Below are 23,461 nucleotides of genomic sequence, written 5' to 3'. Positions count from 1 at the left end.
GCACCGATTCTCGCCGCCGCCCCCACCGCGGCGGGCCCCGCGACCGGAATCGGCGACAAATCGACCGATTCGTGGCGCGTTTCTCGCGGAATGCGCAACTCCCCCTCGCCGCAGCGAGGGGGAGTTCGGTGGCGCGGGCCCGGCGGATCAGGCCTTGCGCATGTAGGCGCGGACCGTCAGCGGAGCGAACACCGCCACGATGACGGCCGCCCCGATGAGCGAGATGACCGCATCCGATCCGAGCGTTCCGCTGTTGACGAGGTCGCGGACCGCCGTGACCAGGTGCGACACCGGGTTGACGTCGACGAACCACTGCAGCCACGACGGCATCGTGTTGGAGGGCACGAAGGCGTTCGAGAGGAACGTCAGCGGGAACAGGATCAGCAGCGACACCCCCTGCACGCTCGACGCGGTGCGGGCGATCACGCCGAAGAACGCGAAGACCCAGCTGATCGCCCACGAGCACACGATCACGAGCAGACCCGCGACGACCACCGCACCGAGTCCGCCTTCGGGGCGGAAGCCCATGACGTAGCCCATCGCGAACGTCAGGGTCGTCGCGATCGTGTAGCGGACCGTATCGGCCAGCAGCGCCCCGGACAGCGGCGCGATGCGCGCGATCGGCAGCGACCGGAACCGGTCGAACACGCCCTTGTCCATGTCCTCCCGCAGCTGCACGCCCGTCACGACCGAGGTCGTGATGACGGTCTGCACGAGGATGCCGGGGATGATGATCGGCAGATAGCTCGCGACATCGCCGGCGATCGCGCCGCCGAAGATGTACGTGAACATCAGGGTGAACAGGATCGGCTGCACCGTGACGTCGATGAGCTGCTCGGGCGTGCGGCGGATCTTCAGCAGACCGCGCCACGCCATGGTCAGGGTGTTGCGGAACGTCTGCCCCAACCCCGCGGTGCGGGGCAGGTCGCGCGGAATCGTGATCGCGGTCATGAGCGGACTCCTTCCAGGTCGGCGGCGGTTTCGCGCGCCGCGTCGTCGTCGGCCGGCACTCCGCTGCCGGTGAGCGTGAGGAACACCTCGTCGAGCGTCGGCTGCTGAACGCTGAACTCGCTCAGGTGCACACCGGCCGTGCGGAACGCCACGAGAAGGTCGGTGACCTCATCGGGGTCGGACATCGGCACCGTGAGGCGCGCCGCCTCCGGAGACACGATGGCCGTGGCATCCAGGACCCGCGCGACGGTGGCGCGCGCGACCTCGAGGTCGGAGCCCGGCTGCAGGCGCAGCACCAGCGACGCCTGACCGATGGATGCCTTGAGCTCGAGCGCGGTGCCCTCGGCGACGACGCGTCCGCGGTCGATCACCGCGATGCGGTCGGCGAGCTGGTCGGCCTCGTCGAGGTACTGCGTCGTGAGCACGACCGTGGAGCCGGTCGAGACCAGCCGCCGGATCGTGTCCCACATCTGCCCGCGCGTGCGGGGGTCGAGACCCGTGGTCGGCTCGTCGAGGAAGATGAGCGGCGGTTGGGCGATGAGGGATGCCGCGAGGTCGAGGCGACGGCGCATGCCGCCGGAAGAACTTCGCCAGCGGGCGGGATGCGGCCTCGGTGAGGCCGAACTCCTCGAGGAGCTCCGTCGACTTGCGGCGGGCGTCGGCCCGCGAAAGCCCGAGCAGGCGCGCGAAGATGATGAGGTTCTCGGTGGCCGAGAGCTTCTCGTCGACCGACGCGAACTGCCCCGTGAGGCCGATGAGCTGCCGGACGATGTGGGCGTCCTTGACGACGTCGTGGCCGAAGATCTCGGCCCGTCCCCCGTCGGGACGCAGCAGCGTCGTGAGCATGCTGATGGTGGTGGTCTTTCCGGCACCGTTGGGGCCGAGAACGCCGTAGACGGTCCCGGCTTCGACGACGAGATCGACGCCGTCGACGGCCCTGTTCGAGCCGAACGTCTTGACGAGCCCTTCGGCTCGCACCGCGGGAACGCGGGTGGATGAGGTGGTCATGACGACAGGATGCGCCGGGCGCCCTGTCGCGCCGCTGTCACGGCGGCGGGGGCGCTGTCACGGCGCTGTCACGGCCGGGTCGCGGCGGAGTCCGGCGCTCGCCGGAAGGGGTGAAAGACGCTCCTCCGTGCCAGGGGCGGGGCGGTGCCTTGATACGTTCTGACCTCCTGCATGGATCCGCCCCCGCCCCGGACACGAGAGACAGCCAGCCATGCCGATCGACCACCCCACCGGATCTCCCGCCACGGCGTCATCGGCGGGTTCGGCCACGATCGCGGCGGGACGCCTCCCGGTGCCCGACGTTCTGCGTGGCATCGCGGTGACCGCCATGGTGCTCGCCCACGCCGTCCCGCTTCTCCCAACGATCCCCTATGGTCTGCGCTTCCTCCTGGGGAACGTCAACGACGTGGCGTCGCCCCTGTTCGCGCTCGTGATGGGCATGTCCGCGCAGATCGTGTGGGAGCGTTGCGAACCCGACGGCCGCGCGCGCGTCCTTCTGCGGCAGGCGATCCGCGCGGCCGTGCTGATCGGGCTCGGGGTGTGGATGATGACGTGGGGGACGTGGGTGGCGATCGTGTTGGGCCATCTGGGCGTGCTGCTCCTGGTCGGAGCACCGCTGCTGCTGCTGTCGTCGCGCTGGGTCTCCGCGCTCATGCTGCTCGTGTGGCTGGTCTCAAGCCCGCTGAACGAGTGGGCGCGGCACACCCTCGTCTGGGTGTACAGCGACACCACGGGTGTGGCACCGACGATCGCGTCGTGGCTGGTGCTGGGAGGCTCGTACCGGCTCACCAACCTCCTGCCCTTCTTCCTCTTCGGGGCGTTGCTGCTCCGCCGACCGCCGCGCGGACGAACGCTGTGGCTCCTGCTGGCGACCGCCGCCGTCGCACACACCGTCGAACCGGTCGCCAAGCGCGTCTTCGGCGTGGCGTCGTACGCATCGGGAAGCTACCCCGACACCTTCCGAGACATCGCGCTCGTCCTCGCGGTGTTCGTCGCCGTTTCGTGGCTGAGCGCATCCCGCGGTCGGGTCCGTGCCGCAGCGGAGTTCGCCTTCGTCCCGCTGAGGGCTCTCGGGGCGGTCGCCCTCAGTCTGTATCTCCTGCACGTGGCGCTGTTGGTGTGGGTCGCTCCCGGCGCCGTGCGCCCGATGGAGAACGACTACCTCGGCTGGATGATCATCGTGCCCGCCGTGCTTCTGCTGGGCATCGTCTGGCACCGGCTGATCGGGCGAGCGCCGGTGGAATGGCTCATCGCGCGAGCGACGGCCTTCCTCCGGACGCCCTCCCCCGTCCGCAGCTCGTAGCTCAGGCGCCGCGCAGACGCTCGGCGAGGTAGGCGTGCAGGCCGTCGAGGGGGATGCGCTCCTGGCCCATCGTGTCGCGGTCGCGGACGGTCACGGCGTTGTCGTCGAGCGAGTCGAAGTCGATCGTGACGCAGTAGGGCGTGCCGATCTCGTCTTGGCGGCGGTAGCGGCGGCCGATCGCGCCGGCGTCGTCGAAGTCGACGTTCCAGCCGGCAGCGCGCAGCGTGTCCGCGACCTCTCGGGCGAGCGGCGACAGGCGCTCGTTGCGCGACAGCGGGAGAACGGCGGCCTTCACGGGCGCGAGGCGCGGGTCGAGCTTCAGCACCGTGCGGGTGTCGGTGCCGCCCTTGGCGTTCGGGACCTCCTCCTCGCGGTACGCGTCGACGAGGAACGCCATCATCGCGCGCGTCAGGCCGAACGACGGCTCGATGACGTACGGGGTGTACTTCTCACCCGAGGCCTGGTCGAAGTAGGTGAGGCTCGAGCCCGAGGCATCCGAGTGGCTCTTCAGGTCGTAATCGGTGCGGTTGGCGACACCCATGAGCTCGCCCCACTCCTTGCCCGGGAAGCCGAAGCGGTACTCGACGTCGATCGTGCCGGCGGAGTAGTGCGCGCGGTCCTCCTCGGGGACGTCGAACCGCTTCATGTTCTCGGGGTCGATGCCCAGGTCGACGAACCAGTTCCAGCACGCCTCGACCCAGTGCTCGAACCACTCCTGCGCCTCGGCCGGGGGCGTGAAGTATTCGATCTCCATCTGCTCGAACTCGCGCGTGCGGAAGATGAAGTTGCCGGGGGTGATCTCGTTGCGGAACGCCTTGCCGACCTGGCCGACGCCGAACGGGGGCTTGCGACGGGATGCCGTGAGCACGTTGGAGAAGTTCACGAAGATGCCCTGCGCGGTCTCGGGGCGCAGGAAGTACAGGCCCGACTCGTCGTCGACGACGCCGAGGTACGTCTTCACGAGGCCGGAGAACGCCTTCGGCTCGGTGTACTGACCCTTGGTGCCGCAGTTGGGGCACGGGATGTCGGCGAGTCCGTTCTCGGCCTTGCGACCCTTGCGGGCCTCGAAGTCCTCGATGAGGTTGTCGGCGCGGAAGCGCTTGTGACAGTGCAGGCACTCCACGAGCGGGTCGGTGAAGGTCGCGACGTGACCCGACGCCTCCCACACGCGCTTGGGCAGGATGATGCTCGAGTCCAGGCCCACCATGTCGCCGCGGCCGCGCACGAACGTCTGCCACCACTGCCGCCGGATGTTCTCCTTCAGCTCGGTGCCCAGGGGGCCGTAGTCCCACGCCGAACGCGAACCGCCGTAGATCTCACCGGCCTGGAACACGAACCCGCGGTGGCGGGCGAGCGAGATGACCTTGTCGAGGCGGGACTGTTCGGCCACGGTGGCTCCAATGGTCGGGAAAGCTGTGGGTGCGAGCGCGAGTGCGCGGCATCCAGTTTATCGAGCGACGCTGGAACTCATCGCGTGATGCGCTCGCGGTGCACCGTGAACGCGTCGAGCGCGTCCGCGTCGATCTCGACGCCGAGCCCCGGCCCCGTCGGAACGCGGACGTGTCCGTCCTCGAGGACGGCGGGCGCCGTCACGATGTCGCGGTCGTAGAAGCGGGCGGATGCCGAGATGTCGCCGGGAAGCAGGAACCCGGGGAGGGCCGCGAGCGCCGCGTTGGCGGCCCGCCCGATCCCGGTCTCGAGCATGCCCCCGCACCACACGGGGATCCCGGCGGCGCGGCACCGGTCGTGGATCGCGAGCGCCTCCAGGTACCCGCCGACGCGACCCGCCTTGATGTTGATGATCGCCGCGGCGCCGAGCTGCAGCGCGTCGGCCGCGGCCTTGTCGGACACGATCGACTCGTCCAGACACACCGGCGTGGTCAGGCGCCGCGCCAGGGTGGCGTGGTCGACGAGGTCGTCCTCCTGCAGCGGCTGCTCGATGAGGAGCAGGTCGAACGCATCGAGCCTCTGGAGCATGTCGGCATCCGCGAGGGTGTAGGCGGAGTTGGCATCCACTTGAAGGGGGATGCCGCCGAACGCCGCCCGCACGGCGGCGGTGTCGTCGACGTCGCGTCCGGGCTTGATCTTGATCTTGATGCGGACGTACCCCTCGTCGAGGTAGCCGCCGACGGTGTCGACGAGCGCAGCGGGGTCGCGCTGGATCCCGACCGAGACACCCGAGGGCACGCGGTCCTTCTCGGCGCCGAGGTAGGCGGAGAAGCTCCGGCCCTCGGCGCGGAGCGCGGCGTCGATCACGGCGAGCTCGAGTCCTGGCCTTGGCCATGCGATGACCGACGACCGGGGCCAGGATGCCGGCGACCTCCTCCGGCGCGAACGTGCGGCGTGCGAGCAGGGCCGGCGCGAGGAAGCGGGTGAGCACGTCCCACGCGCCCTGCGTGTACTCGCTGGAGTAGAACGGCTCCGCCTGCGTGACCACCTCGCCCCACCCGCGACCGGCGGCTGTCTCGGCGGTGACGACGATGACCTCGCGCACCGTCTCGGTGCCGAACGATGTCGTGAACGGCGAGACCAGCGGAATCTGCAGGACCCGCAGTTCGACGGCAGCCAGGGTCACGGGGGCGGCGGGGGTGCGGGGCGGCATGACGGCAGGGTATCCGGCGTCGCGCGGGTCGGGCTCGCGCCCGCAGCGTGCCGAACTCCGGAGAATTTGCCGTCTCGACCGCCCTTCGGGCCTCCGACGCCCCGAACACGCACATTTCTCCGGAGTTCGGCACGGGGCGCCGCGGCGAAGCGCGACCGTAACGCCCCGGCCCGGGCCTGGCAAGGCCGCTCACCGCCGCCGCGCCCGCGCGTAGCGTCGCGGGCATGAGCGACTTCACTCCCCGCCACGCGATCGTCACCGGTTCGGACTCGGGCATCGGCGCGGCCACCGCGCTCGCGCTCGCCGAGGCCGGCATGGACGTCGCCATCACCTACCACTCCGACAAGGACGGCGCCGAGGAGACCGCGGAGGGCGTGCGCGCCCGCGGCGGCCGCGCCGTCGTCGCGCAGTTCGACGCCACCGATTTCGGGTCCGTCCCCGGCGCGGTGAACGCCATGGCCGACGAGCTGGGCGGCCTCGACGTCTTCGTCAACAACGCCGGCGGCGGCATCGGCGGACCGTTCCTCGACCTCGACCTCGACACATGGCGCACCGACGTCGCGCTGAACCTCGACGGCGCGTTCCTCGCGCTGCACACCGCCGCGAAGCGCATGGTCGCAGCAGGCAAGGGCGGCCGGCTCATCGCCGTGTCGAGCGTGCACGAGCACCAGCCGCGCGTCGGCTCCGCTCCGTACGTCGCGGCGAAGCACGGGCTCGGCGGACTCATCAAGACGATGGCGCTCGAGTTGGGGCAGTACGGCATCACGGCGAACGCCGTCGCGCCGGGTGAGATCGCCACCCCCATCAACGACATGGACCCCGAGGATGCCGACCGCATCCACCGTCCTGGCATCCCGCTCGGTCGCCCCGGCAAGCCGAACGAGATCGCCGACGTGATCCGTTTCCTCGCGTCGCCGTCGGGTTCCTACGTCACGGGCGCGAGCTGGGTCGTGGATGGCGGGATGCTGCAGATGGGACCGCAGGCGGGATCGCACATGGAGTCGGACGCGTGGCGTTCGGCCGGGAAGGAATGACGCGATGAGCGACGAGAAGAGCTTCGAGGAGAACCGTCACGATCAGCTGACGAGCGCCCCGAAGGCGACGGAGGCGGACGCGGCTCCCCGGATCGACGTCACGGAGCACGACGGCGTGACCCGCATCGACGTCCGCGACGACGCCGCCGTGCGGCCGGGGCCGGGGCAGGGCGACCCCGCCGCCGAGAGGGACGTGCCCGTCTCGGGCGACTGACTCAGACGAGCAGGTACCCGCGCGCGTCCACGCCGCCGACGCGGAGACCGGATGCCAGCTGCCCCCGCAGCTGCTCCCTGACGCGCTGCCGCCACTCGGCCGCGGCCGCCGGGTCGCTCCGGCGGAGGCTCTCGATGTCATCGGGGATCTCGACGACCGCGCGCACCGCATGGTCATCGGGGGTCGGGGCGGGCGGCTCGGCCACGGCCCACGACACCATGAGCCGGTCCGACTCGTCGCCGCGATTGACGTCGTCCGGCATCTCGCCGTACTGGTTCACCAGGTACTCCGTGGCGCTCGCGCCGAGGATGGCGAGGTTGAAGTGCGCGTTGCGCCGGATCAGCGGGTCGAACGTCCACGTGATACGGCCGATCCCCCGCGCCAGCGCCCACTCGCGCTGGTGCGCCTTGAGCTGACGACCGAGCCCCCGCCCCTGGTATCCGGGCAGGATGCCGGTGATGTGCGAGTGCATCGTCCGCTCTGCGGGGGGACCGAAGAACGCCGCGGACGCGCCGATCATCCGGTCGCCGTCGTACAGACCGACCACGTAGTTGCCCGAGTGCTCGAGCGCCCGCAGGATGTTCGACGGCATCGTCGCGCGATCCCCCACCCACACGTCGTCGAACAGTCGAGAACCTGCCTCGATCGCTTCGAGGGTGTCGAGCGGGCGGATGTCGATGCCGGTCGTGCTCATGCGTCGAGTCTGGCATCCGCTCGTCCCCCGCGCCGTATGTCACACTCCTGACGCAGCATGTCCCAGTTTGTGCAGCTCAGGGCGCCGCAAACAGCACAAAGTGGGACACGCAAGGGATGCCGCGCCCGTCTGACGGAGCATGTCCCGCTTCCCGCGGAGCATGTCCCACTTTGCGCAACTCCAGGCGCCGCAAACAGCACAAAGTGGGACACGCAACGGATGCCGCACCCCATCCGCCGCACCATCTCCCACTCCTGACGGAGCATGTCCCAGTTTGTGCAGCTCAGGAGGCTGCAAACAGCACAAAGTGGGACACGCAACGGATGCCACGCGCCTCGCAGCTGGCAACAGCGCCGCAACGGTGACAGCGCCGAAACGACCGGCGCGAGCCTCAGCGCGGCAGCGAACCGTCGATGTGGCGGATCGTGCGGGCGCGCTCGACGACGATCGCGATGCCCCCGACCAACCACAGCGGTACCTGCGTGAGAAACGCCCAGCGGAAGGCATCCAGGGAGTAGGTCGCCGGGGTGCCGGCGCCCTGGACGTCCATCGCGATACCGATGAACAGGATCGCCAGGAGCGCGGCGAGGAAGCCGCCGCCGTTCACGATGCCGGTCGCGGTGCTGAGGCGATGGCTGGGCGTGAACGTGCGCGCGTGGTCGAACGCGATCATCGACGCGGGGCCGCCGGTCGACAGCGCGAGCATGAGGACGATCAGCAACCACACCGGCGCGGGCCCCGGCCACGCGGCGACGACGATCCAGACGACCGCCTGGAACACGACCGTCGGCAGCACGAGCCACCGGGAGCGCCGACGCGGATGCCGACTCGACAGGGCGCCGATGAGCGGACCGCTGAGGATGCCGAACAGCACGAACAGCGTCATGATCCCCGACGCGGTCGCCGGGGCGATCCCCTCGCCGGCGGTCAGGAACGGGAAGCCCCACAGGAGCATGAACGCGGTGCCCGCGAACGGGGTGGTGAAGTGCGACCAGAACCCGAGGCGCGTCCCGGGGTGCGCCCACGACTCGCGGAATCCCTGCCGCAGATCCGCCGCCGAGGTCACGACGCGGATCGTGCCGGTCTGCGTGTCCACCGACAGGTCGACGGGATCGTCGCGCCGCTCGGGCGGTCGGTTGCGAATGATCGCGTACGTCAGCACCGCGAACAGCACGCCGAGCCCCGCGACGCTGCCGAAGGCGACGCTCCAGCTCGTGGCGTGCAGCAGCGCGGCCAGCGGCACGACCGCGACGATCTGACCGAGCTGGCCGATGATCCCCGTCAACTGCACGAGCACGGGCGCGCGTTGCGCGGGGAACCACGTCGCGATCACGCGCAGCACGCTCGGGAAGATCATTGCGTCGCCCGCCCCGATCAGGACACGGGCCAGGATGCCGATCCCCACCGCATCCGCGAACGCCATGACGAGCTGCCCCGCCGCCATCAGGACCATGCCGATCGCGATCATCGGGCGCGCGCCGTACCGGTCGAGCAGCAGCCCGACGGGGATCTGCATCGCGCCGTAGACGAACAGCTGGATCACGGCGAACATCGACAGCGCCGAGGCATCCGCGTGGAAGCGGGTCGCGGCATCCACTCCCACCGCCGAGAGCGACGTGCGGTTGACGATCGAGACGACGTACGCCACGACCCCGACCGCCCACAGCGTCCACGTCCGCCACCCGGGGCGTTCGAGGCTGCTGATCACGGCGATTCCTAGGGGACGAAGGGGGATGGATGCCACGGAGGGAGGCATCCACAAGGCTAGTCCGGGGCACCGACACGGCGGGCGTCCGCGGCCGGCGTCAGGCGTCGGCGAGCGTGTCCGACATCGCCGCGCGCACCGCGGCGAGGTGGTCGGTCAGCGCGGCGCCGGTCTCGTCGACGAGCCACCGCTCGAGCGCGATCTGCAGGAGCTCGACCGCGACGCCCGCGGTCACGCGCGCCGTGAGGGCGTCGACGCCGCGGGCGAGGTATCCGTCGCGGAGAGCGTCGCGCAGGTCGGCCTGCTTCTGCAGGTCGCGCTCGCGCAGCGCCGGTTCGGACTCGATGAACAGCCGCGCGGTCTGCATCTGCGCGCGCCGCGGCTCGAAGCGGTCGGCCGCCAGACGGTGGAATCCGGCCCAGGCGATCGCGAACGGCGTGGCGTCCGCAGGGGCCGCCGCGACGGCCGCCGCGGCGAGCGCGGGGATCTCGTCGTCGCCGAAGAACACCTCGCGTTTGTCGCTGAAGTGGCGGAAGAACGTCCGGCGCGTGAGTCCCGCGCGCTCGACGATGTCCGGAACGGTGGTGGCGTCGAAACCGCGCTCGGCGAAGAGCTCGAGCGCCGCGGCGCGCAGCCGCTCGCGCGTGTCCGGTGCCCATCTCGCCATGCGGACGAGCATAGGTGATGACTCGCAGTGTCATCGGTGAGGTAGTGTGAAGACACTCAGTGTCATCGCTAGCGGGAGGCATTCATGTCCGTCCAGTCCGCCGCCGTCCTGCCCGCTCCGCGCGCGGCGCTCGACGTGGTCAGCGCCGCCGTCCCCGAACCGGCCGCCGACGAGATCCTCGTGCGCGTCCGGGCGGTCGCGATCAACCCGGTCGACTGGGTCATCCAGGGCACGAGTCGCGTCACGTACCGGTGGCTGCAGACCCCCGCGGTCCTCGGGTCCGACGTCGCGGGCGAGGTCGTCGCGGTCGGCGCCGCCGTGACGCGCTTCCGCATCGGCCAGCGCGTGTTCGGTCTCGCCACCGGAACCGACAAGGGCCGCGACCCGCTCCGCGAGGGCGCCTTTCAGGAGTACACGATCCTGCTCGAACGTCTCGCCGCACCCACCCCCGACGCCCTGTCCGACGAGGAGGCCGCCGTCTTCCCGCTCGGCGTCTCGACCGCGGCGTGCGCACTCTTCCAGCCCGCCCACCTCGGACTCCGGATGCCGACCGGCGAAACGCCGAGCGAGCCGGGTGGCGTCGTGGTGGTGTGGGGCGGATCGACGAGCGTCGGGATGAACGCCGTGCAGCTCGCCCGCGCCGCGGGCTACGACGTCGTCTCCACGGCCTCGCCGCGCAACGCCGCGACCGTGCGCTCGCTCGGCGCCGACGCCGTGGTCGATTACGGTTCCGTGACCGCCGTCGACGAGCTCGTGGCCGCGATCGGCGGCCGTCCGGTGGCCGGTGCGGTAGCGCTCGGCGCGGGGTCGACCGACGCGTGCATCGAGGTCCTCCGCCGCACCGGCGGCACGCGCCCTGGCCATGGCGAGCACGCCCGTATCGCTCGCCGGCCTCGTCGGCCAGAAGCGGCTGTTCCCCGCGATGCTCCCCGTCTTCACTCGGATCGGTCTCACCACGGCGCGGTCGACCCTGCGCGCTCGGCGCGCCGGCATCCGGGCCGGATTCGTGTGGGGCACCAGCCTGCGCGACGACGAGGTCGGCCCGGCCCTGTGGGGCGGGATGATCCCGCGCGCCCTCGCCGACGGGAGCCTCCGCCCCATGCCGGAGCCGCTCGTCGTCGGGGAGGGTCTCGGTGAGATCCAGAGCGCCCTCGATCGCCAGCGCGCCGGGGTCTCGGCATCCAAGCTGGTCGTCCGCGTGTAGCCCACCCGGTGCCACACGGCGCAATGCGGATCGTCGAGCGTCGGTGACCGGGAGTAGGTTCGCACCGATCGACCGGAGGACCGCATGACCATTCAGACCACCACCGCCGGAAGCCTTCCGCGCACGGACGCCCTCATCGCCGCGAATGCCGCACGCACGTTCGCCGACGACGGGTTCACGTTCGCGCCGGGTGACGCCACGTTCGATGCCCTCGTGGACGACGCGGTCGCCGACGTCGTACGACGGCAGCGCGAAGCCGGCATCACGCTCCCCGGCGACGGCGAATTCGGCAAGGCCATGTCGAACGCCGTCGACTACGGCGCCTGGTGGTCGTACTCGTTCCAGCGGGTGAGCGGCCTCTCGCTCACCGAGGTGAACGCGATGACCGAGCAGCCCGTCCGTTCCGAGCCCGGCCGCGTGCGGCTGACGTCGTTCGCCGACCGCCGCGACCGCGAGCTCTTCGCCGAGGCGTACACGAGCCGCGACAGCGGCATCGCGACCGGCAGGGTCGCCACCGCCTTCCCCACCACGACCGGCCCGATCGCCTACCGCGGGGCCGCGGCTGTGGCCGCCGACATCGCGCACCTCACCGCCGCACTCGGCGAGGGCGAGACGGGATTCCTCACCGCAATCGCGCCCGGGAGCGCCGCGCGCGTCCGCAACGAGTACTACGCCACCGACGAGGACCACCTGTTCGCGTGGGCCGACGCGCTGCGCGAGGAGTACCGCGCGATCGTCGACGCGGGACTCATCCTGCAGCTCGACGACCCGTCGCTCGCCGAGAGCTGGGACCAGATCAACCCGGCACCGTCCGTCGCCGACTATGTCGCGTTCACCCGCACCCGCGTCGAGGCGCTCAACCATGCGCTGGCCGGGATCCCGCGCGAGCGCGTGCGCCTGCACCTCTGCTGGGGCTCGTGGCACGGCCCGCACGTGACCGACATCGAGTTGCGCGACATCCTGCCCGTGGTGCTCGAGGCGAACGTGGGACAGATCTCCTTCGAGGCCGCGAACGCCCGGCACGAGCACGAATGGACGGTGTGGGCGGATGCCGATATCCCCGACGACCTGATCCTCGCTCCGGGCGTGGTCGGACACGCCACCAATGTCGTCGAGCACCCCGACCTCGTGGCGCAGCGCATCGAGCGCTTCGCCCGGATCGTCGGACCCGACCGCGTGATCGCCTCCACGGACTGCGGCCTCGGCGGCCGCGTGCACCCGCAGATCGCGTGGGCGAAGCTCGAGGCACTCGGTGAAGGGGCGCGGCGGGCGACGGCCCGCATCTGAGGCAGAGGCGGGGCGCGGTGCCGGCGCGGCGGCCGCGGCCGGGACCGCAGCACCGGGCCGGTCGCGGCCGCCGCGGCGGGCCGGGGCTCGGCGGTGTCCGCCGACGTCATCCGGGCACGGCAGAATGGTCCGATGGTCTCCGCGAGCCCCCACCTGCAGCCCGATCACGCGTGCCTCATCGTCCACGGCAGCGACACCCCCGGCATCATCGCCGCGGTCTCGGCGCTCATCGCCCGCCAGGGCGGCAACATCGTCGCCTTCGACCAGTACTCGGACGACCCGCGCGGTGGAGCGTACTTCCAGCGCGTCGTGTTCCACCGCCCCGACCTCGCCGCCGCGCTGCCCGCGATCCAGGACGACCTCGCCGAGACCCTCGGCCGCGGCTTCGAGCTGGAGTGGAAGCTCACCGACCTCTCCACGCCCAAGCGCATGGCGATCCTGGCCTCGAAGCAGGACCACTGCCTCCTCGACCTGCTGTGGCGCCACCGCCGCGGTGACCTTCCGGTCAGCATCCCCATGGTCGTGTCGAACCACACCACCTCCGCCGAGGACGTCCGGTCGTTCAACGTGCCGTTCTTCCACGTTCCGTCGACGCCCGGCCCCGACAAGTCGGCATCCGAGGCCCGCATTCTCGAACTTCTGGTCGGCAACGTCGACTTCGTCGTGCTCGCGCGGTACATGCAGATCCTCTCCCCCGAGTTCCTCGAGAAGATCGGGGTGCCGGTGATCAACATCCACCATTCGTTCCTGCCGGCCTTCATCGGCGCCGAGCCGTACAAGAAGGCGAAGGAGCGCGGCGTGAAGCTCATCGGCGCGACCTCGCACTACGTCACCGGCGACCTCGACGAGGGTCCGATCATCGAGCAGGACACCGTGCGTGTGACCCACGCCGACTCGGCCGCCGAGCTCGCGCGCCGCGGCGCCGACGTCGAGCGCCAGGTGCTCTCGCGCGCCGTGCTGTGGCACGCCGAAGACCGCATCATCCGCCACGGCAACCACACGATCGTCTTCTGAGCGCGGCGCGGGCCGTGGCCGTCGGCCGCGGCGGCGCGCCCGCTGACGCCGAGACTGCATCCGGCTGACATCTCGGTTGCAGTCTGCAGTGGGGTTGTCGGGCGGATGCAGTCTCGCGGGCCGGGGACCGCAACCCCCAAAGGGGCATTTGACGGTTGGCGCGCCGAGCGCCAGCATCGACCCATGACCCGCATCGACGAGTTGCGCGCCACCGCGCATCCGCTCCGGCTCCGGATGCTCTCGCTCCTCACCGGCGCCGCGATGAGCGCGGCCGAGGTCGGGCGCGAGCTCGGGATCTCGCAGGCCTCGGCCAGCTACCACCTCCGCGTCCTGGAGCGCGTCGCGCTGATCCGCGTCGTCGAGACCGTCCGCCTTCGCGGTGGGGATGCCAAGCGCTACCGCCACGAGTCCTCGTCCCGCCGCGTGGACCCCGGTGCCCCTCCCGCACCCCGTCTGCCCGCGGAGGAGGAAGCGCCTTACGTCGAGGCGATCATCGACGAGCTGCGGCGGCGCGCACGCCGGCGCGCGGAAGGCCCCGGGGTGACGACCGACGCCGAGTTGTGGGTCGATCCGGAGGTCTGGCGCCGGGTCGTGCACCACGTCGCCGAGGCCTCAGCCCTGCTGCACGCCGCCGCGCGTCCGCCACGCACGCCGGGGACGCAGCCCGTCTCGATGACCGCTGCGCTGTTCCGACTGGAGCGCCCGTGACCCGCGGCGGACCGCTCGCCCACGCCGCCTTCCGCTGGCTGCTGGCGGCGCGGACGACGAGCATCGTCGGCAACGCCGTCGCGCCGATCGCGCTGGCCTTCGCGGTGCTCGATCTCACCGGGTCGGCCTCCGACCTCGGACTCGTCGTCGCGGCACGCTCGATCACGAACGTCGCGGTCCTCCTCTTCGGCGGCGTCCTCGCCGACCGGCTGCCGCGCAACCTGCTCCTCGTCGGCACCTCGTTCGCCGCCGCGGGAACGCAGGGCGCCGTCGCCGCGCTGGTCGTCACGGGGTCGGCGACCATTCCGGCACTCGTCGTGCTCAGCGTCCTCAACGGCGCCGTGGCGGCGGTGAGCCTCCCGGCATCCGCGGCTCTCGTGCCCGACACCGTGCCGCCGGAGCAATTGCGGTCCGCCAATGCGCTGCTGCGACTCGGACTCAACGGCGGCACGATCGTCGGGGCGTCGGCGGGTGGCATCCTGATCGCCACGTTCGGACCCGGATGGGGTCTGGCGGTGGATGCCATCGCCTTCGCCGCCGCGGCCGTCTTCTTCTCGCGTCTGCGTCTCCCGGAACGCGCGCGGAAGGACGCTCAGCGGACGTCGATGTTGTCGGACCTCCGCGAAGGGTGGCGCGAGTTCACCAGTCGGTCGTGGGTGTGGATCGTGGTGCTGCAGTTCGCCGTGCTGAACGCCGCGTTCACCGGCGCCGTCGCCGTGCTCGGTCCGGTCGTGGCCGATGAGACCGTCGGGCGCACCGCGTGGGGCTTCGTCATCGGCGCGCAGACGGCGGGCTTCGCGCTCGGAGCGGTCGTCGCGCTGCGCTGGCGGCCCCGGCGGGCGCTCGGGATCGGTGTCGCCGCGATGGCGTTCGCCGCGGTGCCGGTCGCGACCCTCGCGGCGGCGCCGACCGTCGGGGTGCTCATCGCGGGATTCGCGCTCGGCGGTTTCGCGACCGAGATCTTCGCGATCGCGTGGGACCAGTCGCTGCAGTCGCACGTGCCGCGCGAGGCGCTCTCGCGCGTGTACTCGTACGACATGGTCGGATCGTTCGTCGCGGTGCCGCTGGGCGAAGCGCTCGTCGGCCCCGCCGCGCATCTCGTCGGCACGACGCCGGTGTTATGGACGTGCGCCGCGCTGATCGTCGCCGCGACGCTCGTTGCCGCGTCGATGCGGAGCGTGTGGGGCGTGGTCGCTGCCGCCCCCGAGGGTGCGCCGGGAGCCGCCCGCACGGTCAGCGGAGACGCCGAGACTGCATCCGGCTGACAACTCGGTTGCAGCTTGCAAGGGAGATGTCGGGCAGATGCAGTCTCGGCGATCGGGCGCGGGGTGCGGCCGCAACCCCGGTGCGGGACCGCGAGGCGGGGCCGCGGCGCCGGGCGCCCGCCGCGAGGCCGCACCGGCGCCGCCGCGCCTCAATCCGGGTCGGGGGCCTTGGCGAGCGGACCCGTGCCGCCGCGCGGCGGCTGTTTGCGCTGCAGCGCGCCCTCGCCGCCGACGCGTCCCCCATACGGACGGCCGTGGTCGGCCCACTCCGCTCTGAAGTAGGCCAGGCGCCAGTCGCCGAGTTCGATCCGCGCGCCGGTGCGCAGGATGCGGCCATCACCCCGCCGCCCCTCGACCGCGGCACCGCCGCCCCCGACGACGTCGAAGCCGTACAGGACGTACTCGTCGTCGCCCTCGTGCCGGATCTCGGCGTGGATCGGCGCGAGGCCCGGGAGGCGCAGATCGGCGTCGTCGCCGGATCCGATCACGGTCTTCGTCGGCAGCAGGTCGAACTCGCGCGGTCGCGATCCGTCCCACGACGACGACCCGATCGCGAAGATCAGCCTCGGTCGGCCGGAGCCCGGCGTGTAGTGCGTCGTCGTGATCCGGCGGCGCACGAACCGGTTGACGGTCGGCACGAGCGGCAGCGGCGTGCTCGGCGGCACCGGGAACGTGAGAGCCTGGCCGCCGTTGCGCCGGGTGAGCAGCGGCGCCAGCGCCGCGACCGACCCCAGCCGGATGTGCGGCGAGCCGGTCACGACCCGCTGCAGGAGGCTGCTCTTGACGTCGCCGAGGTGCAGGATCGGGCCGTCGGGGCCCTCCAGGCGGACCGAGATCCCGCGCTTCGCCAGCGCGTCCGCCACGGTCGACAGTTCGGCGAGCGTGCGGCGGCCGTTGCCGGGCAGTCGCGACGGGTCGCTCACCGTGACGCGGACCTCGGACCCGGCGGCGGTGATCGTTCCCTCGAACGGCGGGAGGGTGGCATCCACCCCCTCCTCGTGTTCGGAGAAGGCGAGGTCGATGTCGAGGCGCACCATGACGGCGCCCGCCCTCAGTTGCCGCGGTACGGGTCGGAACCCGGCGCGGTGTCGTCGCTCGTGGTGACGCGGAGGGTGCCGTTGAGCTTCCACGTCGCGCGGGGAGCGTCGGGGCCGATGTCGCGCGGCACCTCGACGGTCATGTCGACGAACGAATAGTTGACCGCTGCGCCGCGGCCGGTGAGGTACGACCACATCTCGCGGCCGAGGTCGGTCCAGTCGGTGATCGAGTGACCCTCGGGGCCGGCGGAGTTCGCGAACGGGTCGGTAGTGGTGGTTTCGGACATCGTCCCAGTCCTTTCGGTGTTCGGGGGCACCAGGCTCCCACCGGGCCGATTCGCGCACGGAGGGATTGCGTTCCGGGGCGAGTTGCGGGATAACCCGGGGGCTCAGCCCTCGCCATCCCACAGCGGCGTGAGCGCCATGAGCCGGGCGTCGCGCCAGCGGACCCGCGCGTCCCAGTCCTCGAGGGGCAGCGCCGCGCGGCGCTCGGCGGCGACGCGGGCGACGAGGTCGGGCGTCCACGGGTCGTGCTGTCCGCGCTCGGCGCCCATGCGGGCGTACGACTCCCCCATCCGCTCGGCGTGCGCCGCGATGCCGCCGCGCACGTTGAGGTCGCTCGTCTCGAACGGACCGATGATGCTCCATCGCCGGCCGAGACCGCTGCGGACGACCTCGTCGACGTCGGCGGCATCCACGATCCCGTCCCGCACCAGGCAGTAGGCCTCGCGCAGCAGCGCGCCCTGCAGCCGGTTGAAGACGAAGCCCTCGATCTCGCGCCGCAGCACGATCGGACGGAGGCCCACGGAGCGGTAGATCGCGGCGGCCCGGTCGACGGTTTCCGGATGCCGTGACGGGAGCGGGAACGACCTCGATCACGGGCAGCAGGTACGGGGGGTTGCCCGGGTGCCCCACGACCACGCGTGCGGCGACGTCGGGCGCGAGCGCCTCGGCGAGCACCGACGGAGCGATCGCCGACGTCGAGCTCGCGAGGACGGCGTCCTCCGGAGCGACCGCCGCGAACCGCGCCAGCACCTCGCGCTTGAGATCTACTCGTTCGGGGGCGCACTCCTGCACCAGTTGCGCCTCGCGCGCGGCCGCCGCGGCATCCGTGTGCCATCCGATCCGCGCCGCGACGACGGGAGGCTCCTCGTCGAGGAGTCCCGCGTCGGCGAGCAGCCCCAGCCGGGCTTCGACGTCCGCGCGGCCTCGGTCCAGCGCGGCGTCGTCGATGTCGTACACGGCAGCGGTGCGGCCGGCCCGGGCGAACAGCACCGCGAACGCGACGCCGATCGCGCCCGACCCGACGATCGCGATGGGCCGAGCGCTCACTCGCCCCACCAGTCGCGATCGGCGGCGTGCCCGCGGCGCAGGATCTCGAGCACCGCCTCACGGGTCAGCTCGCGCGGGTTGTTCACGGTGAGGCGCGTGGCGAGCAGCGCCTGATCGGCGACGAAGCCGAAGTTGTCGGGCGACAGGCCGAGCGTCGCGAGATCGGTCGGCGCGCCCAGCGCCCGCAGCAGATCCTCCACGGCGCGGATGCCCTCGCGCGCCCGTTCCTCGTCGCTGAGCGATGCGTCTCCCGCGCCCAGGAGCCGCGCGATCTCGGCGAACTCCGCGACCCGGCTCGGCAGGTTGTACCGCATCACCCAGGGAAGGAGCGCGGCGACCCCGAAGCCGTGCGGGGTGTGGGTCAGGTTGCCGATCGGCGACTGGATGGCGTGGGCACCCGCGGTGCCCGCGGTGTTGATCGCCATGCCCGCGCAGTACGACGCGAACATCGTGTCGGTGCGCGCGGAGAGGTCGGACCCGTCCGCCGCGACGGCCGGCAGCGACCTGCCGAGCAGCGACAGCCCCTGCCGCGCGTACACGTCGGTGAGGACGTTCTTCCCCGCGTAGAGCTTGGTCGCGAGTTCCTCGGGGGTGGGGTTCTTCGCACGACCCGTGAACGCCTCGACGAGGTGCGACAGGGCGTCGGCGCCGGTGGCTGCCGTGAGTCCCGGGGGGCACGTGAGCGTGAGCTCGGGGTCGATGACCGCGACCGTGGCCTCGAGGTGCGGGCTCGCGACGCCGACCTTCATGCCCCGCTCACCGTCGAACACGACCGAGATGCACGTGACCTCGGCGCCCGTGCCGCCCGTGGTCGGCACGGTGACGACCGGAACGCCGGGACCCGGGACGAGGAACTCGCCGTAGTAGTCGCGGACATCGCCGCCGTTCGCGAGGACGACCGCCGAGACCTTGGCGAGGTCGAGGCACGACCCGCCCCCGACGCCGACGATGACGTCGATCGGCACGGAGCGGTAGCGCTCCGCGACCTCCATCACGTTCTCGCGCGGGAGTTCGGCCTCGGTGCGGTCGAAGACCTCGACCTCCACGCCCGCGGCGCGCAGGCCCTCCGCGATCTCGCGGAATTCGGTACTGGATGCCATCCGCTCGTCGGTGACGAGGAGGGCATGGCGGCCGATCTCGGCGACCAAGCGCGGCAGCTGACGACGCTGCCCCGGCCCGAACAGGACCGAGCGCGGCTGCCGCAGCAGCCCGAGCGCGAGCTCGTTGTCGGTTCGGACGGGGGCGGGCAGGACGGTGGTGTCGCTCACGACAGGGCTCCTTCTTCGTCGACGGTGACGGCCAGGTACTTCGGCTCGAGGAATTCGTAGATGCCGTCCTGCCCGCCTTCGCGGCCCAGGCCCGACGCCTTCACGCCGCCGAACGCGGCGGCGGGATCGGCCATGATCCCGCGGTTGATGCCCACCATGCCGAAGTCGAGTCGCTCGGCGACGGCGAACGCGCGGGAGAGGTCGCGCGTGAACACGTAGGCGGCCAGACCGTACCGGGTGTCGTTGGCGAAGCGGATGGCATCCGCCGTGCTCTCGGCACGGTAGATCGCCGCGATCGGGGCGAACAGCTCGCGGTGGCAGACGTCGCTCTCGCGGTCGTGCACCTCGAAGACGGTGGGTTCGAAGAAGTAGCCGTCGCCGTCGATCGCGCGGCCGCCCGCGAGCAGCGTCGCGTCGATGCGCTCGAACTCCGCGACCAGGTCGGCCACCCCGTCGCGCTGGCGGGCCGAGATGATGGGGCCGACGTCGGTTCCGGCGTCGAATCCGCTGCCGACCCGGAGGGCCTTGGCGAGCGCGACGAAGCGCTCGATGAACGCGTCGGCGACCCTCTCGTGCACGATGATCCGGTTCGCCGCGACGCACGCCTGACCGGCGTTGCGGAACTTCGCGACGATCGCCTGCGCCGCGGCGGCCTCGACGTCGGCGTCGTCGAGCACCACGAACGGTCCGTCGCCGCCGAGCTCCATCGACGCGTTGACGATTCCGGGCGCAGCCTGGCCGCAGCAGCGTCGAGCCGACCTCGGTGGAGCCGGTGAAGCTCACCTTCCGCAGCCGCGGGTCGGCCATCACCTCGGCGGAGATCGTCGACGACGACGTCGTGTGCACGAGGTTCACGACCCCGGGCGGGAAGCCAGCCTCGGTCAGCACCGACACGAACAGCGCGCACGTGAGCGGCGTCTCGCGCGCCGTCTTCACCACGGTGGTGCATCCCGCCGCGAGCGCCGCGCCGGCCTTGCGCGCGATCATCAGCAACGGGAAGTTCCACGGCGTGATGAGCAGCGTCGGGCCCACCGGCTGATGGGTCGTGACGATCCGGTATCCGCCGCGCGATCCGTGGGCGAACGAGCCGTGCAGGTGGGCGATCTGCTCGGTGTACCAGAGGAAGAAGTCGGCGCTGAGCTGGAATTCCGCCCGCGACTCCGCGAGCGGCTTGCCGCTCTCGAGCGTCATGATCTCGGCGATGGCATCCCCGCGTTCGAGGAGCAGCCGGTGCGCGCGGGCGAACAGGTCGGCCCGGTCGCGCGGAGGGACGGCAGCCCATGCGGCTTGCGCGGCGGCCGCGGCATCCAGCGCCGCCTTGCCGTCCGCGGCGGTGCCGTCGGCGACGCGCGCGATCTCAACTCCGGATGCCGGGTCGTACACCGCGAAGTCTCCGTCACCGGCGCGCCACTCGCCGTCGATGAAGAGATCCAGGGGCACGGAATGCCCGCGCAGAGTCGCCGTTCGCGACGGCGGAGCGAGAGTGGTCATCGTTGATCCTTTCCGGAATCGTCATCTCGTATTACGGTAATAGCGACACCCGCCGTCGCACGGCGAGTGTCTCGATGTGAGACAGCTCCCGAAAGGCCGGTCGCCCATGCCCGTCATCGAACGGCACGCCGCTCCCCTGCGTCAGCAGGTGCTGCTGCTCCTGCGCGACGAGATCCTGGAGGGCCGCCGCGCGCCCGGCGAACGTCTGCGCGAGAACGACCTGTGCGCCGCGTACGGCGTCTCCCGCACCGTCATCCGGGAGGTCCTCCGCCAGCTCGAGAGCGAGAGCCTCATCTCGGTGCTCCCCGGCCGCGGCCCGATCGTGGCGGTGCTCACGAAGCGCGAGATCGAGTCGCTGTACGAGGTCCGCGCCACCCTCGAGGGCCTCGCCGCGGCCCTGTTCGCGCGGCGCGCGAGCCCCGCCGATTGCGCCCGCCTCATCGACCACCACGCCGCGATGACCGCGGAATACCTGCACGGCACGCTCGCGAGCCGGGAGGAGAGCAAGTCGCAGTTCTACCGGATCCTGCTGGCCGGAGCCGACAACGACGTCCTCTCCGACCAGCTGGCCGGCGTCCACACCCGCATCGGCCTCTTCCGGCGCTACGCCTTCCTCGACGACGACCGCGTGGCGCAGTCGTTCGACGAGCTCACCGCCATCGTCCACGCCGCGGCGGTCGACCGCGACCCGGCCGCCGCGCGGGCCACGAGCGAGCACCACATCGAGCTCGCCGGACGCCTCGCCGTGCTCGAGTACGAGCGTCGCGTCACCCCGGACGGCGGACTCGTGCACCTCGACGAGGTCGCCGTATGAGCACCGAGCGGCCCATTCCCCCGCGCCCACGTGTGGGGTACTCTCAGCGCACCCGACAGCCCGCCCATCGCATCCGGATCCTCTGATCCGCATCGACGGGCGAGCGAGCCCGTCCTCGACGAAGGAGTCGAAGATGACCACAGCCTCCGCGCGCCTCATCGAGCAGGCGAAGAACGAAATCCTGAGCGCCTCCTCCGCGACGGCCGCCCTGCGCCCCGACCTCGTGACCTCGTGGCAGCGTTCCAAGGACGCGCTCGGCTCGCCCGATCGCATCCGCGACGTGCCGCAGGTCGGCCTCGACCTGCTCGACAGCCACCTCCTGGAGATGTTCCAGGCCCCGCTCGCGCGCGTCTCCGACGAGCTGGACGGCACCGGCCTCGGGCTGCTGCTCGCCGACTCCGAAGGCCGCATCCTCCAGCGGTGGACCCACGATCGCGCCGCCGCGGAGCACCTCGACCGTCTCGGCACGGTCCGCGGGGCCGTGCTGTCCGAGGAGACCGTGGGCACCAACGGCGTCGGCACGGTCGCCGCCACCGGCCGGAGCGTGCAGATCACCGGCAATGAGCACTTCGCCGAGTTCTACCGCTCCGCCGTCTGCACCGGCAGCCCCGTGCGGCACCCGTTGACCGGCCGCCTGCTCGCCGTGGTCACCCTCTCCACGCGCATCACCGAACGCCCCGAACTCCTGCGCCCCCTCACGCACTCCATCGCCGCGCAGCTCGGCCAGCACGTGATGGATGCCGAGCGCCCGGCCGCCCGCACCATGCTCGCCGCGTTCCTCGCCGCCTCCCGCGTCCAGCAGGGGCCGGTCGTGGCGCTCGGCCCGGACGGGCTGCTGATGCAGAACCAGCGCGCGTCCCGCCTGTCCACCGCGGACATGGCCCTCGTACAGCGCCTGTGCGCCGAGGACTCCCGAGGTGGCCGCGTCAACGTCGAACTCTCGACGGGCCACGCCGACGTGCAGGTCACCCGGCTGCAGGACGGTGCCGGCAGCGTCGCCGTCGTGAACGTCGGAGAACGCCCCGTCACCCACGGCGGCTTCGGTCCGCTGCGCCCGGCGCTGGCGGGCCGGTCGACCGAGTGGCTCGCGGTCGCGCAGACCGTGGCCCGTCACCGCGAAGCCCGCACACCCTTGCTGATCGCCGGCGAACCCGGCACCGGCAAGACCTCGCTCGCTCTCGGACTGCCGCATCGTCCGGGCGCGGCGCGCGCGGCCACGGTCGTCGACGCGGCCGAACGCCACGTCCTCGGCTCGCGCCGCTGGCTGCACCGCCTGTCGGAGCGGCTCGCCGCCGGCGCGCCCGTGGTGGTCAAAGGCATCCAGACCCTCGATCCGGGCTCGCTGTCGGGAATGGTGTCGCTCATCGACTCGACGCCCACGCGTGGTGCGGTCCTGCTCACGCTGTCGGTCGCCGACCGCGCCGAGGCGGGTGCGTTCGCGACGCGTGTCGGCTCCCCGACGACCTGGGTCCCTGCTCTGCGCGAACGGGCGGGCGACGTCGGGCCGCTCTGGCGCGCCCTCGCCGACCACGCCGCGCCGTCCGCACACCTCGAGCCGACTCGGGACGCGCTCGCCGCCCTCGAGGCCCACGCGTGGCCGGGGAACATCGTGGAATTGCGGAACGTCATCGAGCAACTCGCGCTCAGCGGCCGCCGCGGCTCGATCGGCGCGGCGGATCTGCCGATGTCGGTCCGCGGTGCGCGGTCGATGACGATGATCGAGCGGGCCGAGCTCGAAGCGATCCAGCGCGCGCTGCAGGAGGCGGGTGGCAACCGCTCCCGCGCCGCCGAGATCCTCGGCCTCTCCCGCGCCACGGTGTATCGCAAGATGAAGACGTATCGTCTGACGGCCTGACCGCCGCG

General features: G+C 71.7%; 19 protein-coding genes and 4 pseudogenes. 10 read left to right on the top strand and 13 right to left on the bottom strand.

The window, feature by feature from the left end; translation table 11 throughout:
• Positions 1–147: 147 nt before the first annotated feature.
• Both RKD05_RS07880 and RKD05_RS07875 read right to left on the bottom strand, forming a co-directional pair.
• A complete protein-coding gene (locus RKD05_RS07880; protein ID WP_424709189.1) occupies positions 148–951 on the bottom strand; it encodes an ABC transporter permease in 804 nt (267 codons plus the stop codon).
• A pseudogene (locus RKD05_RS07875) lies at positions 948–1,959 on the bottom strand (ATP-binding cassette domain-containing protein). The gene RKD05_RS07880 and the pseudogene RKD05_RS07875 overlap by 4 nt, the downstream one beginning before the upstream one ends.
• 211 nt (positions 1,960–2,170) lie before the next feature.
• On the opposite strand from RKD05_RS07875, the gene RKD05_RS07870 reads away from it, so the two are divergent.
• The gene (locus RKD05_RS07870; RefSeq protein ID WP_424709187.1) at positions 2,171–3,262 is read left to right on the top strand and encodes an acyltransferase family protein; all 1,092 of its coding nucleotides are present in this window, start codon (positions 2,171–2,173) and stop codon (positions 3,260–3,262) included.
• A 1-nt stretch (position 3,263) separates the two neighbouring features.
• Here RKD05_RS07870 and RKD05_RS07865 read toward each other — a convergent pair whose 3' ends face one another.
• Positions 3,264–4,652: a glycine--tRNA ligase gene (locus RKD05_RS07865; RefSeq protein ID WP_424709186.1), complete on the bottom strand. Its 1,389-nt coding sequence runs from the start codon at positions 4,650–4,652 to the stop codon at positions 3,264–3,266.
• A 77-nt stretch (positions 4,653–4,729) separates the two neighbouring features.
• Positions 4,730–5,864 (bottom strand): annotated as a pseudogene (gene menC, locus RKD05_RS07860) (o-succinylbenzoate synthase).
• Between the two features lie 224 nt (positions 5,865–6,088).
• Between menC and RKD05_RS07855 the strand changes: the two are divergent.
• Both RKD05_RS07855 and RKD05_RS07850 read left to right on the top strand, forming a co-directional pair.
• Positions 6,089–6,898 (top strand): SDR family oxidoreductase, encoded by an 810-nt coding sequence (locus RKD05_RS07855; RefSeq protein WP_424709184.1) that lies wholly within the window; start codon positions 6,089–6,091, stop codon positions 6,896–6,898.
• Positions 6,899–6,902: 4 nt separating this feature from the next.
• Positions 6,903–7,112: a multidrug transporter gene (locus RKD05_RS07850; RefSeq protein ID WP_424709183.1), complete on the top strand. Its 210-nt coding sequence runs from the start codon at positions 6,903–6,905 to the stop codon at positions 7,110–7,112.
• A 1-nt stretch (position 7,113) separates the two neighbouring features.
• Here the strand turns inward: RKD05_RS07850 and RKD05_RS07845 are convergent, their stop codons facing one another.
• The 3 genes from RKD05_RS07845 to RKD05_RS07835 form a co-directional block, all read right to left on the bottom strand.
• On the bottom strand, positions 7,114–7,806 hold the full coding sequence (locus RKD05_RS07845) for a GNAT family N-acetyltransferase (protein WP_424709181.1): 693 nt from the start codon (positions 7,804–7,806) through the stop codon (positions 7,114–7,116).
• A gap of 391 nt (positions 7,807–8,197) precedes the next feature.
• A complete protein-coding gene (locus tag RKD05_RS07840) occupies positions 8,198–9,520 on the bottom strand; it encodes an MFS transporter (RefSeq protein ID WP_424711796.1) in 1,323 nt (440 codons plus the stop codon).
• Positions 9,521–9,611: 91 nt separating this feature from the next.
• Positions 9,612–10,178: a helix-turn-helix domain-containing protein gene (locus tag RKD05_RS07835; RefSeq protein WP_424709180.1), complete on the bottom strand. Its 567-nt coding sequence runs from the start codon at positions 10,176–10,178 to the stop codon at positions 9,612–9,614.
• 84 nt (positions 10,179–10,262) lie between these two features.
• Between RKD05_RS07835 and RKD05_RS07830 the strand changes: the two genes are divergently transcribed.
• The 5 genes from RKD05_RS07830 to RKD05_RS07810 all read left to right on the top strand — a co-directional run bounded on the left by RKD05_RS07830 (position 10,263) and on the right by RKD05_RS07810 (position 15,656).
• Complete coding sequence (locus tag RKD05_RS07830; protein ID WP_424709178.1) at positions 10,263–11,315, top strand: zinc-binding alcohol dehydrogenase family protein; 1,053 nt, start codon at positions 10,263–10,265, stop codon at positions 11,313–11,315.
• Positions 11,316–11,466: 151 nt separating this feature from the next.
• Entirely contained in the window at positions 11,467–12,669 is a 1,203-nt protein-coding gene (locus RKD05_RS07825; RefSeq protein WP_424709176.1) for a cobalamin-independent methionine synthase II family protein, read from the top strand.
• A 132-nt stretch (positions 12,670–12,801) separates the two neighbouring features.
• A complete protein-coding gene (gene purU / locus RKD05_RS07820) occupies positions 12,802–13,683 on the top strand; it encodes a formyltetrahydrofolate deformylase (RefSeq protein WP_063258321.1) in 882 nt (293 codons plus the stop codon).
• A 183-nt stretch (positions 13,684–13,866) separates the two neighbouring features.
• Positions 13,867–14,391, top strand: a complete 525-nt coding sequence (locus RKD05_RS07815; protein ID WP_424709175.1) for an ArsR/SmtB family transcription factor — start codon at positions 13,867–13,869, stop codon at positions 14,389–14,391.
• Entirely contained in the window at positions 14,388–15,656 is a 1,269-nt protein-coding gene (locus RKD05_RS07810) for an MFS transporter (protein WP_424709173.1), read from the top strand. Before RKD05_RS07815 ends, RKD05_RS07810 begins: the two co-directional genes overlap by 4 nt.
• A 149-nt stretch (positions 15,657–15,805) precedes the next feature.
• Here the strand turns inward: RKD05_RS07810 and RKD05_RS07805 are convergent, their stop codons facing one another.
• The 6 genes and pseudogenes from RKD05_RS07805 to RKD05_RS07780 all read right to left on the bottom strand — a co-directional run bounded on the left by RKD05_RS07805 (position 15,806) and on the right by RKD05_RS07780 (position 20,784).
• Entirely contained in the window at positions 15,806–16,693 is an 888-nt protein-coding gene (locus tag RKD05_RS07805) for an FHA domain-containing protein (RefSeq protein WP_424711795.1), read from the bottom strand.
• 14 nt (positions 16,694–16,707) lie between these two features.
• A complete protein-coding gene (locus RKD05_RS07800; RefSeq protein ID WP_063258317.1) occupies positions 16,708–16,980 on the bottom strand; it encodes a hypothetical protein in 273 nt (90 codons plus the stop codon).
• Positions 16,981–17,082: 102 nt separating this feature from the next.
• Positions 17,083–17,499: a 3-hydroxyacyl-CoA dehydrogenase family protein gene (locus RKD05_RS07795; protein WP_424709172.1), complete on the bottom strand. Its 417-nt coding sequence runs from the start codon at positions 17,497–17,499 to the stop codon at positions 17,083–17,085.
• Positions 17,500–17,551: 52 nt separating this feature from the next.
• A pseudogene (locus RKD05_RS07790) lies at positions 17,552–18,025 on the bottom strand (3-hydroxyacyl-CoA dehydrogenase NAD-binding domain-containing protein); the annotation flags it as partial.
• Positions 18,022–19,293, bottom strand: a complete 1,272-nt coding sequence (locus RKD05_RS07785) for an iron-containing alcohol dehydrogenase (protein WP_424709171.1) — start codon at positions 19,291–19,293, stop codon at positions 18,022–18,024. The pseudogene RKD05_RS07790 and the gene RKD05_RS07785, both read right to left, overlap by 4 nt.
• Positions 19,290–20,784, bottom strand: a pseudogene (locus RKD05_RS07780) (NAD-dependent succinate-semialdehyde dehydrogenase). Before RKD05_RS07780 ends, RKD05_RS07785 begins: the two are co-directional and overlap by 4 nt.
• Positions 20,785–20,890: 106 nt before the next feature.
• On the opposite strand from RKD05_RS07780, the gene RKD05_RS07775 reads away from it, so the two are divergent.
• Positions 20,891–21,598, top strand: a complete 708-nt coding sequence (locus RKD05_RS07775) for a GntR family transcriptional regulator (RefSeq protein WP_424709170.1) — start codon at positions 20,891–20,893, stop codon at positions 21,596–21,598.
• A 133-nt stretch (positions 21,599–21,731) separates the two neighbouring features.
• The gene (locus RKD05_RS07770; protein WP_424709169.1) at positions 21,732–23,453 is read left to right on the top strand and encodes a sigma-54-dependent Fis family transcriptional regulator; all 1,722 of its coding nucleotides are present in this window, start codon (positions 21,732–21,734) and stop codon (positions 23,451–23,453) included.
• Positions 23,454–23,461 lie beyond the last annotated feature (8 nt).

It is taken from the genome of Microbacterium sp. SLBN-111, from assembly GCF_049739645.1.
Classification (GTDB): Bacteria; Actinomycetota; Actinomycetes; order Actinomycetales; family Microbacteriaceae; genus Microbacterium.
The sequence above is the reverse complement of the archived record's forward strand: the minus strand, read 5'-3'. Positions and strand labels throughout refer to the sequence as shown.

Bases quoted from the DNA above. Each gene is read 5' to 3' on its own strand.
- RKD05_RS07880 (WP_424709189.1), bottom strand. From the start codon at position 951: ATGACCGCGATCACGATTCCGCGCGACCTGCCCCGCACCGCGGGGTTG.
- RKD05_RS07870 (WP_424709187.1), top strand. From the start codon at position 2,171: ATGCCGATCGACCACCCCACCGGATCTCCCGCCACGGCGTCATCGGCG.
- RKD05_RS07855 (WP_424709184.1), top strand. From the start codon at position 6,089: ATGAGCGACTTCACTCCCCGCCACGCGATCGTCACCGGTTCGGACTCG.
- RKD05_RS07850 (WP_424709183.1), top strand. From the start codon at position 6,903: ATGAGCGACGAGAAGAGCTTCGAGGAGAACCGTCACGATCAGCTGACG.
- RKD05_RS07845 (WP_424709181.1), bottom strand. From the start codon at position 7,806: ATGAGCACGACCGGCATCGACATCCGCCCGCTCGACACCCTCGAAGCG.
- RKD05_RS07835 (WP_424709180.1), bottom strand. From the start codon at position 10,178: ATGGCGAGATGGGCACCGGACACGCGCGAGCGGCTGCGCGCCGCGGCG.
- RKD05_RS07830 (WP_424709178.1), top strand. From the start codon at position 10,263: ATGTCCGTCCAGTCCGCCGCCGTCCTGCCCGCTCCGCGCGCGGCGCTC.
- RKD05_RS07825 (WP_424709176.1), top strand. From the start codon at position 11,467: ATGACCATTCAGACCACCACCGCCGGAAGCCTTCCGCGCACGGACGCC.
- purU (WP_063258321.1), top strand. From the start codon at position 12,802: ATGGTCTCCGCGAGCCCCCACCTGCAGCCCGATCACGCGTGCCTCATC.
- RKD05_RS07815 (WP_424709175.1), top strand. From the start codon at position 13,867: ATGACCCGCATCGACGAGTTGCGCGCCACCGCGCATCCGCTCCGGCTC.
- RKD05_RS07805 (WP_424711795.1), bottom strand. From the start codon at position 16,693: ATGGTGCGCCTCGACATCGACCTCGCCTTCTCCGAACACGAGGAGGGG.
- RKD05_RS07800 (WP_063258317.1), bottom strand. From the start codon at position 16,980: ATGTCCGAAACCACCACTACCGACCCGTTCGCGAACTCCGCCGGCCCC.
- RKD05_RS07775 (WP_424709170.1), top strand. From the start codon at position 20,891: ATGCCCGTCATCGAACGGCACGCCGCTCCCCTGCGTCAGCAGGTGCTG.
- RKD05_RS07770 (WP_424709169.1), top strand. From the start codon at position 21,732: ATGACCACAGCCTCCGCGCGCCTCATCGAGCAGGCGAAGAACGAAATC.